We start from the raw sequence: 14,962 nt of genomic DNA, 5'->3' as shown, positions 1-14,962 counted from the left end.
GTCAATTATACAAAAATCTATTACTAATTTAGTCAGTTTAATTGAGATTCTGCTTTTTTTTTAGCTCTTTTAGCTCATTAAATGTAGTCTCGCTCATATCAACTGAAAACTTCGACTCTAATTCCTGAATCCTGAACTCAAGATCATAATTCATTAAATCTCTAGAGATATCCTCTAATAATTCTATTATTTTTTGATCATTTTCAGATTGATTTTTTAGAATATGTTTAATCGGAGCAAATTTATTTATTTTTTCTATTACTTGAATATCCAGATTAAGATCTTGAATTTTAATTTTTGAACCAGATTTTAATTTTTCAAGAATAATTTCAAATATTTTTTTATTAAACTCAGTAAATAACTTTATATTTTCAATCAAATGAATATTTGCTTGCAACAAATCTAATTTATTTATTACCAAATATAATAAAGAAAGTTCTTTTAATTCAACTCCAGTCAAAGACTGACTTTCTTTAAAATATTTTCTTGTACTTTCTAAAGATTTTGTTTTCGTTGAATAAAATCTTTTATTATTTTGGTTAGAATAATGTGGTGTTAACTCAGCAATTTTTTCTAAAAAATATTCCAAAACATATTTTTTTATAAAATCATCTTTAATTGTATTTGTAATTTGTCTAAGTTTTTTCTCAAAAATAGCCATCGATGATGGATTATTTTTAGTTTGTTTTTTATAATGACTAAAAATAAATTGATGAATTGATAATTTGCTTTCTTTTGTAAAACCTACAAAATTTTTTTTTCCATTTTTGTTTACATAGCTATCAGGATCCTCTTTATCTGGCAAAAATAAAAAAGAAATTTGTTTCTCTGGTTTTAGTTCCTTAATTGAGTTTTCTGCTGCTCTAACAGCAGCTTTGTATCCACTTTCGTCACCATCAAAACATATTATGATATCATCAAAAAATTGATTTAAAATTAAAATTTGTTTGTCAGTTAAAGACGTTCCAAGATTTGCCACTACGTTATCAATTCCATTTTTGCTTAGGCCTACAACATCCATGTATCCTTCAACTAGATATATATGATCAATTTTATTTGAAAGTTTTCTTGCTAGATCTAAATTATATAAATTTGATCCCTTTTTAAAAAAATTGGTCTCAGGTGAATTTATATATTTAGCTAAATAATCTAAATTTTCAATAATTCTCCCACCTAAAGCAATTGGTTGACCCGAAATATTATTGATTGGAAATATTAATCGACCTCTAAATCTTTCTACATAAATTTTTTTTTTCTCATCTAAATAGAATAAACCAGTCTCGACTAAAGTTTGTTCACTATAATCTTTTTTTAATTTTTCAAAAAAATTTGGATTTTTTTCTATATATCCTATTTTAAATTTTTTTACTTCATCTTTACTTAACGATCTATTTTTTAAATAATCTCTAGCAATTGTATGATTTTCATTTTTTAAAAGTTCATTATGATAAAAGTCAACATATTGATTAAAAATGGTTTTATACTCATTCCACTTTTTTTCTCTTTCTTCATCTTGTTTTGAAAACATATAAGGTTGCATTCCTGCTAATTGAGCTAAGTATTTAACTGCCTCTCCAAACTTTAAATTTTGAGTTTTCATCACAAAATCAAAAATATTACCGTGCTCTGAAGTTGCAAAACAATGATAAAATTCTTTTTCATCATTTACAGTAAATGAGGGTGTTTTTTCATTTTTGAAAGGTGATAAACCTACAAATTCTTTACCTCTTTTTTTCAATGAAACACACTTTGATACTACCGTTGAGACTTTCAGCCTATTTTTAATTTCATCAAGATACTCTTTTGGGTATTTCATTATTTATTCAACAATTCTTTGATCATTGATCCTGCTTTAGAAAAATCAATTTCATCTGCATGAGTTTTTTTAAGTTCACCCATAACTTTTCCCATATCTTTTAATGAATTTGCTCCAATTTTCGAAATAACATCTGCACAAATTTTCTTAGTCTCGTCATCACTAAGCTGTTTTGGCAAGAAACTTTTTAAAATGTCATATTCATTTTGTTCAACCTCTAAAAGATCTGTTCTGTTATTTTTTTTGTAAATATCAATTGATTCGGCCCGCTGCTTAACCATTTTTTTCAAAAGTTTCTTAATATCCTCATCATCAGTCTCCTTTTTATTGGGGCCTGATCTGTTAACAATGTCCAAATCCTTAATAGAAGATAATATTAACCTATAGGTTGATATTTTATTTTTATCTTTTGATTTTAGAGCATTTTTATATTCGTTTTCGATGGTCTGTTTTAATGACATAATTTTTTAATCTACTTTAAAGAAAAAATTCTTCAAAAGAAAAATTGTTTTTTTACAATTTTATATTACATCTCTGTTGCGATAATAAAGCAATTATTGTATTAACCTTTAACTCATGAGTTGTAATTGAACAAAAAATCAAAAAAAACTAACTCAAAAATAAAATCTCAAATCAATACAGGCGTTTTAGTTCTCGAAAATAAAAAGATATTCAAAGGAATTGGAATTGGTTATCAAGGAGAAGCTACAGGCGAAGTTTGCTTTAATACATCATTAACAGGATATCAGGAAATTATTTCTGATCCTTCATATGCGGGTCAAATTATCAACTTTACCTTTCCTCATATAGGAAATGTTGGGACGAATAAAGAGGATCATGAATCTGATAAAATATGGGCAAAAGGAGTAATAATTAACTCAGAAATAACCTCACCATCAAACTATAGATCTTTTCTACATTTAGACTCTTGGCTAAAGAAAAATAAAATTGTTGGAATTACTGGCTTAGACACCAGAAGCCTAACAAGCTTTATAAGAGACAAAGGCGCCCCCAAAGGTACTATTAGTTATTCAAAAAAAGGAAAATTTAATATTAATAAATTGACCAACTCTACAATAAAATGGAGTGGATTAAAAAATCTTGATCTTGCAGAAGTAGTTTCAACCCAAAAAAATTATATTTGGAAAGGTTTTAAAACATGGAAAAAAGAGGTTGGATATAAAAAAAATAAAAAAAACTCATTTCATGTTGTTGCAATTGATTATGGAATTAAAAAAAACATCTTAAGATATTTCTCTGATTTCAACTGTAAAGTAACAGTTGTCTCCTGCAAAACTAGTGCCTACAAAATTTTAGCTCTAAAACCAAGTGGAATATTCTTATCAAATGGTCCTGGTGATCCAGCTGCAACAGGGGAATATGCTATAGAAATTATTAATGATCTAATTAAAAATAATTTACCTATATTTGGTATTTGTTTAGGTCATCAGATTTTGGCATTAGCTTTAGGTGGTAAAACAAAAAAAATGAAGTTGGGACATAGAGGTGCGAACCATCCTGTTAAAAATTTAGTTCATGACAAAGTTGAGATTACCAGTCAAAATCATGGGTTTGTAGTAGTTGAAGAAACTTTACCAAAAAAAATTGAAGTAACTCATAAGTCTCTTTTTGATAATACTATTGAAGGAATAAAGCTTAAAAATAAACCAATATTTTCAGTTCAATATCATCCAGAGTCTAATCCTGGACCCCAAGATAGTGTTTATTTGTTTCAAGAATTTATTAATAACATGAAAAAAAATGCCAAAAAGAAAAGATATTAAAAAAATATTAGTTGTAGGAGCTGGTCCAATAATTATAGGACAAGCATGTGAATTTGATTACTCAGGGACACAAGCATGTAAAGCCCTTAAAGATGAAGGATATAAAGTAGTCTTAATAAATTCGAATCCTGCAACAATTATGACTGATCCAGATGTTGCGGATAAAACTTATATTGAACCAATTACACTAGATGTATTAGAAAAAATTCTAAAAAAAGAAAAACCCAATGCAATTCTTCCAACAATGGGAGGACAAACTGCACTTAACCTTGCAATGGAAGCAGAGAAAAAAGGAATTCTAAAAAAATACAAAATTGATTTGATCGGGGCGAATTCTAAAGCAATTTCCAATGCAGAGGATAGAAAGAAATTTAGAAAAAATATGATAGATATTGGTTTAGATTTACCAAAATCAGAAATCGTAAATAATAATAATCAAGCAACAAAAGTATTAAAAAAAATTGGTTTACCTGCAATTATAAGACCTGCTTTTACACTTGGTGGGCTTGGTGGGGGAATAGCCAAAACTAGGAAAGATTATTTCAAGATTGTTAAAAATGGATTGCATGAATCTCCAGTAAGCCAAGTTCTTGTAGAGGAATGTTTAGAGGGCTGGAAAGAATTTGAGATGGAGGTTGTAAGAGATAAGAAAGATAACTGTATCATCATTTGCTCGATTGAAAATATAGATCCAATGGGAATTCATACGGGTGACTCAGTAACAATTGCACCAGCTCTTACACTTACAGATAAAGAATACCAAGTAATGAGAAATGCATCTATTGCATGTTTGAGAAAAATTGGAGTTGAAACTGGAGGATCAAATGTTCAGTTTGCAATCAATCCTAAAAATGGTCGAATGGTTGTCATTGAAATGAATCCACGTGTATCAAGATCATCAGCACTTGCATCAAAAGCAACTGGATTTCCAATTGCGAAAGTAGCTGCAAAATTAGCGGTTGGCTATACTCTGGATGAATTAAAAAATGAAATAACTAAAGTTACTCCTGCATCATTTGAACCAAGTATAGATTATGTAGTGACTAAAATTCCAAGATTTACATTTGAAAAATTTTCTACTTCTCCTGCAACTTTAGGGACATCAATGAAATCAGTAGGTGAGGCAATGGCTATTGGAAGAAACTTTAAAGAGTCTTTACAAAAGGCTTTGATATCTCTTGAAACTGGTTTTTCAGGTTTAGACAGAATTTTTGATTTAAATAAAAAGCAAATTGAAAAGAAACTTAAAGAAACTATTCCAAATAAGATATTGCTAGTCGCTGAAGCAATTAGAAAAAAAATAGACTTAAAGAGAATATATAATTTATCTAAAATTGATCCTTGGTTTTTAGAACAAATTAAAGAGATAGTTGATTGTGAAACACAGTTAAAAACTAAAGGACTTCCTAGGGATTTTTCAGAATTTAATAGAATAAAATCGATAGGATTTTCAGATAAAAAACTTTCAGAATTAACTAAAACTTCTGAAGAAATTGTTAGAAGAAAAAGATCAGCACTTAAAATACTTCCGGTTTATAAAAAAGTAGATACTTGTGCAGCTGAATTTAAATCTTTCACTCCTTATATGTACTCAACTTACCAAAGAAATTTTTCAATTAACTCAGAATGTGAAGCTGATCCATCCAATAAGAAAAAAATAATTATTCTTGGAGGAGGACCAAATAGAATTGGTCAAGGAATTGAGTTTGATTATTGCTGTTGCCAGGCAAGTTTTTCATTAAAAGATGCAGGTTTTGAGACCATAATGGTAAATTGTAATCCTGAAACGGTTTCAACAGATTATGATACAAGTGATAGATTATACTTTGAACCTTTAAAAGAAGAATTCGTTTTTAACATAATTAAAAAAGAACAAGAAAAAGGAAATCTTATAGGTGTAATAGCTCAATTTGGTGGCCAAACTCCAATTAAACTTGCTAAATTTTTACATGACAATAATCTTCCAATTTTAGGAACACAATATACTTCTATAGATCTAGCAGAAGATAGAGACCGATTTAGAAGTTTATTAAATAAATTAAAGCTTAAACAGGCGGAGAGTGGAATTGCAAAGACATTTAATCAGGCAATAAAAATTGCAGATAAAATAGGATTGCCATTAATGGTAAGACCTTCTTATGTTTTAGGTGGAAGAGCAATGGAAATTGTTCATGAAAAAAATCAACTTAAAAAATTTGTTGTAGAAGCATTTAAAGCTGCAGAAGAAAATCCAATTTTAATTGATAAGTTTATCGATCATGCAATGGAAGTAGATGTGGATGCCATATCAGATGGAAAACAAGTTCATGTTGCAGGTATTATGCAGCATATCGAGGAGGCTGGAATTCATTCAGGAGACTCAGCATGTAGCCTTCCCCCTGTGTCTATAAAACCATACCTTCTTAAAGAAATTGAAAATCAAACAAAAAAATTAGCAATAGCATTAAATGTTAAAGGTTTTATGAATATACAATTTGCAATAAAAAAAGATGAAATTTATGTGATTGAAGTTAATCCAAGAGCCAGTCGAACAGTTCCTTTTGTATCAAAAGCAAAAGGGTTGCCCCTAGCTAAAATTGCATCAAGAATAATGGCTGGTGAAAAACTATCTAAGTTTAATTTAAAAGATAAATCTAAAGGTATGTACGCAGTTAAAGAAGCTGTATTTCCATTTAATAAATTTCCAAACAGTGACTTATTGTTAGGGCCTGAAATGAAATCAACAGGTGAAGTTATGGGATTTGATAAAAATTTTGGAATGGCTTTTGCCAAAAGTCAAATAGCAGCAGCCAACTCATTACCAAAGAAAGGATTGGCTTTTATATCTCTTAAAGACTCACATAAAGACGAGGGATTAGATTTGGCAAAAACACTTCTTAAACTTGACTTCAAATTATGTGCAACTAAAGGAACTGCCAAATATATCCGAAAACATGGAATGAAATGTAAAATTATTAATAAAGTTAGCAGTGGCAATCCTCATATAGTCGATGTTTTGGACTCTAAAAAAATTGCATTAGTGATAAATACCGGAGGTGGAAATACTGAATATCGATTAAGTGATGCTATAGCATTAAGAAGAGCAACACTTAAAAATAAAGTTCCTTATTGCACTAATATGTCAACAGCTCAAGCATGTCTGGAGGCAATCAAATCACTTAAAACAAAAAAATTAAAAGTTAATTCTCTTCAAGATATATAAATCTATACATCAACAATTAAAGTGTCTTTAGACCCTCCACCTTGTGAACTATTTACAATTGTACTCCCTTTCCTAAGCGCAACCCTAGTTAATCCACCTGTGCTGACATATGTAGTTTTTCCACTAAGTACAAATGGTCTTAAATCGAGATGTCTTGGTTCAATATCATTTTCAGTAATTGTCGGTGCAGTTGAAAGAGTTTCAAGAGGTTGTGCAATATATTCTCTTGGATTTTTTTTGATTTTAGCTATTACCTCATCTCTTTCTTTTTTGTCTGCTTTAGGACCAATCATTATACCATAACCACCAGATGCGTTAGCAGGTTTAACGACTAACTTAGAAATATTTTCAATAACATAGTTTCTCTCATTTTTATTGTGACATAAGTAAGTTTCTACCTGATTTAAGATAGGTTGTTCACCTAGATAATAAACAATCATTTTGTTAACATAAGAGTAAACCACCTTGTCGTCAGCAACACCTGTCCCAATTGCATTGATTATACCAACATTTCCTTTGCGCCAGCTTTTAAATAATCCTGGCACCCCAATCAGTGAATTTTTGAAAAATACTTTTGGATCTAAAAAGTTGTCATCAAGACGTCTATAGATACAATCAACCTTTAATGGACCTTTGACAGTCTTCATATAAACAATATCGTTCTCAACAAATAAATCTTTTCCCTCAACCAAAGCAATGCCCATCTGTTCAGCTAGGAAAGAGTGCTCAAAATAAGCAGAGTTATATATACCAGGTGTTAAAACTACCATATGAGGGTTTGAAGTTTTTTTTGGAATACATTCAACCATGCAGTTAAATAATTTATTTGTGTATTGATGAATTGATGCAACTTTATATCTTGTAAACAATTCAGGAAATACATCTCGCATCACCATCCTGTTTTCAAGCATGTAAGATACACCCGAGGGTACTCTTAAATTATCCTCTAAAACTAAATAATCACCATTAGTATTTCTAATTAAATCAATTCCAGAAATATTTGACCAAGCTTTGTGTTTAGGAGAAAAACCTTCACATTCCTTTACATAAAATGGAGAATTAAAAATAATTTCATTTGGTACTACTTTATCTTTGAATATTTTTTTTTGATTATAAACATCATCAATAAATAAATTTAACGCCTTTACACGCTGCTTTAAACCCTTTGAAACTTTGTTCCATTGTGTTTTTGGTATTATTCTTGGTATTATATCAAGGGGCCATTTTTTTTCTTCTGCCCTATTGTTAGCTGCATATACTCTAAAATTTATACCTCTAGCACTAATTGTACTTTGACAATTTTTTTCAATTTCTTGAAGTTTTTTTTTACCGTATCTTTCTAAAATTGATGAAATTATTGCAGCGTGTTTTCGAAGTTTATTATCTTTAGTAAAATAACCATCATAAGCATGGCTTGAGTTATAGTTTTTCCAAAGTTTTGAGACCATAGTACTATAGTGTTTAATACTTAAATAAAATAAGCAAATGCATTTTAGATATATCTGTTATGCTTTTAATTGATTTTAAAAAAATGTTATAATTAACTAATTATTTTACTGAATGACTTACTGCATAGGAATTAAAACAAATGACGGTCTTGTGTTTGCTTCAGACTCAAGGACAAATGCTGGATTAGATAATGTAAATATTTATTCTAAAATGATGACTCACGATGTAGGTGATAGAACAGTTGTAATAGTTACTTCTGGGAATTTAGGTACCTCTCAAGCAGTTTATAAATCAATTGAAAAAGACTTAAAAAGCACAACAGGTATAATGAATTTAAACACGTGTAATGATTTTGAACAAATCGCTTCTTATATAGGATCTTTAAATATTGAGCACTCATCACCTCAAGGAATTAATACAGATAATGTCTTACTTGGTTCAACATTTATAGTTGGCGGACAAATTAAGGGCCAGCAACATGAATTATATTTAGTTTATCCTCAAGGAAATTATATAAGGCCAGCTGACAGTAAACCGTATCTTGTAATTGGGGAGGTCAAATATGGAAAACCAATTCTTGATAGGGTTATTAAACCAAATGTTTCAATTGGTGATGCATCAAGATGTGCTCTGATTTCAATGGATTCTACATTAAAAAGTGATCTTACTGTTGGGCCTCCAATAGATTTTGCAGTGCTAAAAAAAGATGCAGATAATCTATCTACACTTGAGTGTTTAAATATTACGGATGAAAATTATTCAAAGGTTTGTAATCAATGGTCTGAGGGTATTTTTAAAGTTTTCGACTCTTTTCCAAGGTTTGATTGGGAAAAATAAAAACTATTCAACTCTCCAATCAGTTTCAAAAGTAACATAATTTACTTGAATACACCGTCTTTCCTTAACAATTTTTTTCTTTTCCATACCATGCCAAGTGTTAGGTCCACTGGTAAAAAGATAACCGTAATTATGTTTATAAGGAAGTGTCTTAACCTTCTCTAATTTTTCATTATAAAAATCTGTTCCTAAGTCCTCAGACTCATTTGTTTTATTAACAAATATCAACCCTGACATAAGTTTTTCTTTTATATCGCAATGAGGTTTAAGCCAAAAACCTTCTCGATCACATATAACTTCAACTCTTACATAAGAATTTGATAAATCCTTATTTATCATTTTAGATATTGTTTCATAAGTTTCTTTAGATTGAAGCTCGTTTATAAATTTTACTAAATTTGGAAATTGAGTGGAATTTTCTTTTTTTATAAAACATCTAAATTTTATTGCTTGTCCTCCAGAGGCTATTCCTTCCCTAAATTCTGCAGCTCCACCATCTATCGCTCTAGTACCATCGTAATATAGATTGTGTTTACTCACATCAGGAATATCTGCTTTCACTATTTCATCAATTGCTTCCTCTGATAAAGCATTGCTATATTCCCAATGATCAAAAGGGAAATTGTATTGTTTCGAATTATTTTTAATTGAATTTAAAAATGACATTAACTTTGAATTTTACTTTTTAGTATTTTTGCAACTCTATTAGTTTCGTCAAGTTTTTCATAGTTCCAATTTTCGATTTCTTCTCCCAAATTTCTTGTTATATTTAATTCTCTGAATAAATTTCTAAAGTTTTGGAATCTCTTATCATTTTTTTTCGGTAGAATATTTGCTACATAAATAGGTTTACCAGTCAAAGCTGCTTCTGATATCATTGAGCTAGAGTCACAGGTAACTACAATATTTTCAGACAAACCAAGTGCTGATAAATAAGCTTTTTTATCAACATCCATTATAATAGTGTGATTTTCTCCAAAAAATTCTTTAGCATAATGGATCGTATTCAATGGTGTTCTCATTGAAGGAATTACAACAAGTTGAAAGTTATGTTTCTTTAGCAATTTATAGAAAATTGAAAAAATATGTTTCATATTTTTTGTTGAATAATCATAATACTTGTTAGGCCCACCCAAAATTAAAGACCAAATTTTTCTATCATCTTTTTTTATAAATGATTTTAAATAATGCTTGTTGTCCTCGATTTCGTTTGTTGTAAGATAATGTATGGCCCCTTTGGTGGAAATTACATTTGAACCTTTTATTCCATCGTGTTCAGGAGCTATTACGAAATCAAAATGATTTAAATCTACTTTTGGATCTTGGATATGGATGTTAAACACCTTTTTATTTGAAATACTTTTTAAATGAATTGACGGAATTACGCTCTTTCTTCCACAAGATATAATTATATCAAAATCCAAATGATCTATTTTTTTATAAACATTTTGTGAAACTGGAGTAAATTTTGGTGGTAATAAATTCCAAAAATTATTTAGTTCAACCTTATGGTGTGTGAATTCAATTTCCAGAGCTTTGGCCAATCCCTCAACTTGACTTATCATTCCATGCATGCCTTGAGTTAATAAAATACCTTTTAATTTAGTCATTAATCACTATATAGCTTTCATATGAGTCAAAATCCAACTAAACACACAAAAGTGTTAATAATTGGATCTGGTCCTGCCGGATACACAGCTGCAGTTTATGCGGCTCGAGCTATGTTAAATCCAATTCTAGTTCATGGGTCTGAGCCAGGTGGTCAATTAACAACAACGACTGATGTTGAAAACTTTCCAGGATTTGCAGAGGTTATACAGGGTCCTTGGTTAATGGATCAAATGAAAGAACAAGCTAAAGCAGTCGGAACTGAAATGATTGAGGATCATATTGCATCTGTGAATTTGAAATCACAACCATTTGAAGCAATCGGAGACAGTGGACAAAAATATAGTGCTGATAGCATAATTATTTCAACAGGTGCTCAAGCAAGATGGTTAAACATAAAATCAGAACAAGAATTTAGAGGCTTTGGAGTTTCAGCTTGTGCAACATGTGATGGTTTCTTTTTCAAGGATAAAGAGGTTGCGGTAGTCGGTGGTGGAAATGCTGCTGTTGAAGAGGCAATGTTTCTAACAAAATTTGCATCAAAAGTTAAATTGATTCACAGACGAGATAGTTTGAGAGCTGAAAAAATGCTTCAGAAAAAATTAATGGATAATAAAAAAATAGAAATAATTTGGGACTCTGTTGTTGAGGATGTAATCGGTGACAAAGATCCCAAAAATGTAAAAGGAATAAAAATTAAAAATGTTAAAACAAATAATGTAGAGGAAATAAAACTTGATGGAGTATTTATTGCGATTGGTCACGATCCGGCAACGCAGCTATTTAAAGATCAATTGGAAATGGATAAAGAAGGATACCTAATTACAAAATCTGACTCGACTGAAACAAATGTTCCTGGAGTTTATGCTGCTGGAGATGTAAAAGACAAAACATTTAGACAGGCTGTAACCGCTGCAGGTATGGGATGTATGGCTGCTCTTGAAGCTGAAAAGTTTTTATCACACTAAAAAATGAAAATAAATTGGATCATTTTTGTGACTGGATGGATGTCGTTTAGAGCAGTTGGATCTGGTTTATTTTTGTTTTGGATCTTTTCTGGTAATGAACGTTCGGCACCATCTGAATGGATAGTTCCTTTTGTGGGTGACTTTTTTATTGGGACAACTGCTTTATTTTTAGTTTACTACATTATAAAAAAACCAAGTTCTATATTATGGGGTCTTTTGCTATCTTGGAATGTAATTGGTTTGTTAGATTTAATTGGTGCAATAAATGTAAGTTTTGCTGCTCCTTATGGACCTATACCAGAAATAGGATTTAATGAATTGGCAGTAAGATCTATTTTAATTTTAAATACTTTATTACAGATTTCTTGTATTTTCCTATTATTTCAAAAAGATACAAAAGAATATTTTAAATTTTAAAAAATAAAGTGTCAGAAAAAGTATTACTCACTGGTATTAGCGGGTTTGTTGCAAAACATGTTGCTATTGAATTACTAAATTCAGGTTACGAAGTTTTAGGGACTGTTAGGAATTCGAGTTCAATTGATCAAACAAAAAAAACGTTAGAGGAAAATAATGTTTCAACTGAAAAATTATCCTTTATAAAGTTAGATTTATTAAAGGATGAAGGCTGGAATGAAGCTGCAGAAGGATGCAAATATATCATCCATGTAGCTTCTCCTTTTCCTTTAAAAGTTTCAAATGATAGGGAGTCACTCACCCCAGCAGCAAAAGATGGAACTTTAAGAGTATTAAACGCTGGAATTAATGCGGAAGTTGAACATTTCGTAAAAACTTCCTCTATAGTATGCATGTATCGAAAACCAAATAGATCCAACCCCTATACATTTGGTGAAAATGATTGGACTGATCTAGAGTGGGATAAAACTACAGATTATTTTGTATCTAAAACTAGAGCTGAAAAGGCTGCCTGGGACCTTATGAAAAGTAAAGGTCTTAGAAATAGTCTAACGTGTATCAATCCTGGTTTTGTTTTGGGAGATTTTTTAAATGAGAAAACAAGTACTTCTATGGAATACGCAAAACAATTGCTTCAAGGAAAATATCCAGCTGCTCCAAAATTTTCAGTAATGATATCTCACGTAAAAGATGTTGCAAAAGCGCATGTTCTATCTTTAAGTAATAAAAAAGCTAGAGGCAGGAGATTGATTGTTGGATCAGAAGTAAGAAGTATCCTTGAATTATCAAAAATAATGGCCAAAAATATTCCAAGTCATGCAAAAAAACTTCCTAAAAGAGAATTGCCAAATTTTATGGTGAAACTTATAAGTTATATAGACTCAAGTGCAAAAACTATGGTTCCTGATTTAGGTCTTAAAATGCAAACGGACCAAACATATGCAGAAGAGATTCTTCAAATAAAGTTTACAGCATCTGAAATTGCAGTTGTTGATGCAGCAAAATCGTTAATAAGACTTAATTTAGCTTGAAGTTAATTCAACTATTTCATTAGATTCAAAAACAGTTTTTTCTAAATTGCTATTAGCAATTTTTATCATTGCTTTTGCAACATTTTCTGAACTGATTGGTCTCATTTTTTTAAATGGCCCAAATAACAAAGGCGACAATGCGCTAAAAGCAAAAATACCTATTTTTTCACCTACTCTGTTCTCTTTTCTTTTCCCCATTAAAAAAGAAGGTCTTAATATTCCTAATTTAGAGAAATTTAATCTTTTTAATTCTTCTTCAACTAAACCTTTAAATTTCACATAATTCCCAGAACTATTCGGATTAGCATATATTGAAGAAATAAAAATAAATGACTTAACTGAATTAGCTTTTGCAATTTGTGCAATTTCCTTTGGAATATCTAACTCTACTTTTTGGTAATCATTTTTATCAGGAGAATTTTGCTTTGTGGTACCAATACAAAAAAAACAATCATCCCCTGTAATTTCAGTTTTATGATTTGCTAAATTATTAAAATCAATAATTATAACCTCAACTTTTTCATTATTAATTGAAGTTTGAGAGCGAACGAAAATCTTAATTTTAGTGTAATAATTATCTTGAATTAATTGATTAATTAAATGGCCGCCAATTAATCCAGTGGAACCAAATACTATGGCTGTTTTCATTAATTTAAACTTTTACAAAAAGAGGAAATTTTTTCTAAAGCTTTTTTTAGATTTTCCATTGAAGTTGCATATGAAATTCTAAAAAATCCTTCTAAACCAAATGCAGAACCTTGAACAACAGCAATACCACTATTCTCTAAAAGAGATTGAACAAAATCAGTGTCTGATTTAATTTCTTTTCCACTAGGATCTTTTTTTCCCATTAATTCTTTACAACTGGGAAAAACGTAAAATGCTCCGTCAGGATTTAAACAGTTGATGCCATCAATATCATTTAGTGCTTTTACTACAAAGTCTCGTCTTTCTTGAAAAGAGTCAGCTCTTTTTTTAATAAAATCTTGTGTCCCACTTAGTGCTTCCACTGATGCTGCTTGACTAATTGACGAAGGATTAGTTGTTGATTGTGATTGAATTTTCGCGATAGCTTTAACAATATTTTTTGGACCAGCTGCATACCCTATCCTCCATCCTGTCATTGAGTAAGCTTTACTTACACCATTCATTGTAAGAACCCTGTCTTTTAAACTTTCTATTTGCGCAATAGTAAAAAATTTAAACCCTTCGTAGATCACGTGTTCATAAATATCATCACTTAAAATATAAATGTGATTATATTTTTCTAAAACAGCAGCAATTGCTTTTATATCTTTTTCAGAATAACAGGCTCCGGTTGGATTAGATGGTGAATTTAAAATAATCCATTTCGTTTTTGGAGTGATAAATTTTTCTAAATCTGAAGGATTTATTTTAAAGCCTTGTTTTTCGCCACATTCCATTATAACTGGTTTTCCACCAGCCAATAAAACTATATCAGGATAAGACACCCAATAAGGAGCTGGAATTATTACCTCGTCTCCATCGTTAAGTGTTGCCATCATGGCATTATAAATAACGTGCTTTCCTCCTGCTCCAACAGTAATTTGATCAGTGGTATAATCCAAATTATTTTCTTTTTTAAATTTTTCTACAATTGCTTTTTTTAATGCGGGTGTTCCATCAACTGCTGTGTATTTGGTGTCACCTTCATTGATGGCTTTGATTGCAGCTTCTTTAATATTATCTGGAGTATCAAAATCTGGTTCCCCTGCACCAAGTCCAATAACATCTTTTCCAGCAGCTTTTAATTCTCTTGCTTTTTGAGTAACAGCAATAGTGGGTGATGGTTTAATCTTCTTTAAACTGTCTGATATTATGCTCATTGA

13 protein-coding genes are annotated in these 14,962 nt (G+C 30.3%); 6 read left to right on the top strand and 7 right to left on the bottom strand.

From position 1 onward, the window contains the following. Window positions 1-37: 37 nt before the first annotated feature. Window positions 38-1,816, bottom strand: a complete 1,779-nt coding sequence (dnaG, locus tag ACTT9L_RS07225) for a DNA primase (RefSeq protein WP_440928628.1) — start codon at window positions 1,814-1,816, stop codon at window positions 38-40. Further along, window positions 1,816-2,277 carry a GatB/YqeY domain-containing protein gene (locus ACTT9L_RS07220; RefSeq protein ID WP_440928627.1) on the bottom strand — a complete coding sequence of 154 codons (462 nt, stop codon included), beginning with the start codon at window positions 2,275-2,277 and terminating at the stop codon, window positions 1,816-1,818. The genes dnaG and ACTT9L_RS07220 overlap by 1 nt, the downstream gene beginning before the upstream one ends. A gap of 126 nt (window positions 2,278-2,403) precedes the next feature. On the opposite strand from ACTT9L_RS07220, the gene carA reads away from it, so the two are divergent. Then, complete coding sequence (gene carA, locus ACTT9L_RS07215; RefSeq protein WP_440928626.1) at window positions 2,404-3,600, top strand: glutamine-hydrolyzing carbamoyl-phosphate synthase small subunit; 1,197 nt, start codon at window positions 2,404-2,406, stop codon at window positions 3,598-3,600. Then, window positions 3,578-6,802 (top strand): carbamoyl-phosphate synthase large subunit, encoded by a 3,225-nt coding sequence (gene carB, locus ACTT9L_RS07210; protein WP_440928625.1) that lies wholly within the window; start codon window positions 3,578-3,580, stop codon window positions 6,800-6,802. Before carA ends, carB begins: the two co-directional genes overlap by 23 nt. 2 nt (window positions 6,803-6,804) lie before the next feature. Here carB and ACTT9L_RS07205 read toward each other — a convergent pair whose 3' ends face one another. Then, window positions 6,805-8,250, bottom strand: a complete 1,446-nt coding sequence (locus ACTT9L_RS07205; protein ID WP_440928624.1) for a circularly permuted type 2 ATP-grasp protein — start codon at window positions 8,248-8,250, stop codon at window positions 6,805-6,807. 112 nt (window positions 8,251-8,362) lie between these two features. Between ACTT9L_RS07205 and ACTT9L_RS07200 the strand changes: the two genes are divergently transcribed. Then, window positions 8,363-9,088 carry a 20S proteasome subunit A/B gene (locus ACTT9L_RS07200; RefSeq protein ID WP_440928623.1) on the top strand — a complete coding sequence of 242 codons (726 nt, stop codon included), beginning with the start codon at window positions 8,363-8,365 and terminating at the stop codon, window positions 9,086-9,088. 3 nt (window positions 9,089-9,091) lie between these two features. On the opposite strand, the gene ACTT9L_RS07195 is transcribed toward ACTT9L_RS07200, so the two are convergent. Both ACTT9L_RS07195 and ACTT9L_RS07190 read right to left on the bottom strand, forming a co-directional pair. After that, a complete protein-coding gene (locus tag ACTT9L_RS07195) occupies window positions 9,092-9,754 on the bottom strand; it encodes a hypothetical protein (RefSeq protein WP_440928622.1) in 663 nt (220 codons plus the stop codon). Then, a complete protein-coding gene (locus ACTT9L_RS07190; protein WP_440928621.1) occupies window positions 9,754-10,698 on the bottom strand; it encodes a mitochondrial fission ELM1 family protein in 945 nt (314 codons plus the stop codon). The genes ACTT9L_RS07195 and ACTT9L_RS07190 overlap by 1 nt, the downstream gene beginning before the upstream one ends. A 21-nt stretch (window positions 10,699-10,719) precedes the next feature. Here ACTT9L_RS07190 and trxB point away from each other — a divergent pair, with 21 nt between their 5' ends. The 3 genes from trxB to ACTT9L_RS07175 are packed head-to-tail and all read left to right on the top strand — an operon-like array spanning window position 10,720 to window position 13,112. Further along, window positions 10,720-11,664, top strand: a complete 945-nt coding sequence (trxB, locus tag ACTT9L_RS07185; RefSeq protein WP_440928620.1) for a thioredoxin-disulfide reductase — start codon at window positions 10,720-10,722, stop codon at window positions 11,662-11,664. 3 nt (window positions 11,665-11,667) lie between these two features. Continuing rightward, window positions 11,668-12,081, top strand: a complete 414-nt coding sequence (locus ACTT9L_RS07180) for a hypothetical protein (protein WP_440928619.1) — start codon at window positions 11,668-11,670, stop codon at window positions 12,079-12,081. A gap of 8 nt (window positions 12,082-12,089) precedes the next feature. Then, on the top strand, window positions 12,090-13,112 hold the full coding sequence (locus tag ACTT9L_RS07175; RefSeq protein ID WP_440928618.1) for an NAD-dependent epimerase/dehydratase family protein: 1,023 nt from the start codon (window positions 12,090-12,092) through the stop codon (window positions 13,110-13,112). Here the strand turns inward: ACTT9L_RS07175 and ACTT9L_RS07170 are convergent. Together ACTT9L_RS07170 and ACTT9L_RS07165 are read right to left on the bottom strand one after the other, a co-directional pair. Then, window positions 13,104-13,760 (bottom strand): NAD(P)H-binding protein, encoded by a 657-nt coding sequence (locus ACTT9L_RS07170; protein WP_440928617.1) that lies wholly within the window; start codon window positions 13,758-13,760, stop codon window positions 13,104-13,106. The two genes, ACTT9L_RS07175 and ACTT9L_RS07170, sit on opposite strands and share 9 nt — an antisense overlap. After that, window positions 13,760-14,959 carry a pyridoxal phosphate-dependent aminotransferase gene (locus ACTT9L_RS07165; protein WP_440928616.1) on the bottom strand — a complete coding sequence of 400 codons (1,200 nt, stop codon included), beginning with the start codon at window positions 14,957-14,959 and terminating at the stop codon, window positions 13,760-13,762. Before ACTT9L_RS07165 ends, ACTT9L_RS07170 begins: the two co-directional genes overlap by 1 nt. Between the last annotated feature and the right edge of the window lie 3 nt (window positions 14,960-14,962).

The organism is Candidatus Pelagibacter sp. (assembly GCF_052049675.1).
In the GTDB taxonomy this organism is placed as follows: Bacteria; Pseudomonadota; Alphaproteobacteria; order Pelagibacterales; family Pelagibacteraceae; genus Pelagibacter.
The sequence above is the reverse complement of the archived record's forward strand: the minus strand, read 5'-3'. Positions and strand labels throughout refer to the sequence as shown.